Origin of the sequence: Marinobacter maritimus, assembly GCF_007671675.1 — a bacterium.
In the GTDB taxonomy this organism is placed as follows: domain Bacteria; phylum Pseudomonadota; class Gammaproteobacteria; order Pseudomonadales; family Oleiphilaceae; genus Marinobacter; species Marinobacter maritimus.
On the sequence record NZ_VCGW01000013.1, the window covers coordinates 1 to 1,253 of the forward strand.

Genomic DNA, 1,253 nt, shown 5'->3' on the forward strand with positions numbered 1-1,253 from the left:
TGTAGTGGTCAAGTGTTTTAGGCCACCATCTTTTGAGTTTTCCAGTAGGCCTGTTCGGCCACGTTCGGCGGCAATCCGCCGTTGTATTTGTGCGGTCGCAGCGCACTGTAATAGCCGATTATGTAGTCCGTGACCGATTGCTTCGCCGCGGCAAAGCATGGATACCCGATTTCCGGCACCCATTCTGTTTTCAGACTCCGGAAGAAGCGCTCTGTCGGGGCATTATCCCAGCAATTCCCCCGTCGGCTGAGGCTCTGTTTCATCTGGTAGCTCCATAACAACTGCCGGAACCTCAGGCTGGTATATTGGCCCCCCTGATCCGAATGGAACATGACTCCTGATGGCTTCCCACGGGATTCATACGCAATCGTCAGAGCCTTCTTCACCAGGTCTGTATTCGGCGACAGGGATATGGCCCAACCCACCGGTTTACGGGAGAACAAATCGATCACAACAGCCAGATAAGCCCAGCGCGCACCGGTCCAAAGATAGGTGATGTCTCCGGTCCATACTTGATTGGGCTCCTCTACGTCGAACTCCCGGTCAAGAAGGTTTGGAATATCCAGGTGCGGCTGATCGGCCTTCTTGTAAACGTGGCTTGGCGGCTGCGTACTGACCAGTCCCAGCTGCTTCATCCGTCGGCTGGCACGGTACCGGCTCAGCGGTATTCCGGCCTGTGTCACCATGCTGGCAATCGTTCGCGCCCCGGCTGAACCATTGCTGGTCTCGTGTGCCTCCATAACCTGCTCCTGGAGCGCTTGCTCAGCCTCACAGGGCGTTCTATCCCGGTCACGCCATGCCCGATAGCTACTGCGATGCACCCCAAACACCTGACACAGGCGCTGCACCGCATGGCTCTCTTCAAGTCGCTCGATTATCGAGAATTGCTCAGGGAGTCCGACATCAAGAGAGCGGTAGCCTTTTTTAAGATTTCTTTCTCTTCCTCCGCCCGACGAAGGCGGCGCTTCAGTTCCTGAATCTCACGCTGCTCTGTGGTCAGGGCCTCGCCTCTGGGCGCTTTGCCAGCCCGTTCGGAACGAAGTTTACGGACCCAGTACTCCATGGTGGATTTACCGACACCCATGGCATCGCAGGCAGCTTTCACTGTGTACCCCTGGTCGACCACCAGCTGGGCAGCCTCCAAACGGAATTCCGGGCTGAAGGATCTCTTTTTCGTCATCGTCTTCACCTGATTCATTATGTGAGTGATCATACACTCAAAATCAGGTGGCCAAAGTCACTATGCCACTACA

General features: G+C 55.7%; 1 protein-coding gene. It reads right to left on the reverse strand.

Annotation, left to right across the window (positions count from 1 at the left end):
• Positions 1-17: 17 nt before the first annotated feature.
• Positions 18-1,180 (reverse strand): IS3 family transposase gene (locus FFI90_RS20050; RefSeq protein WP_144780533.1). Its coding sequence is split into 2 segments (ribosomal slippage): positions 18-919 and positions 919-1,180, totalling 1,164 coding nucleotides; the frame shifts between segments, so codons are not numbered across the junction.
• Positions 1,181-1,253: the final 73 nt, after the last annotated feature.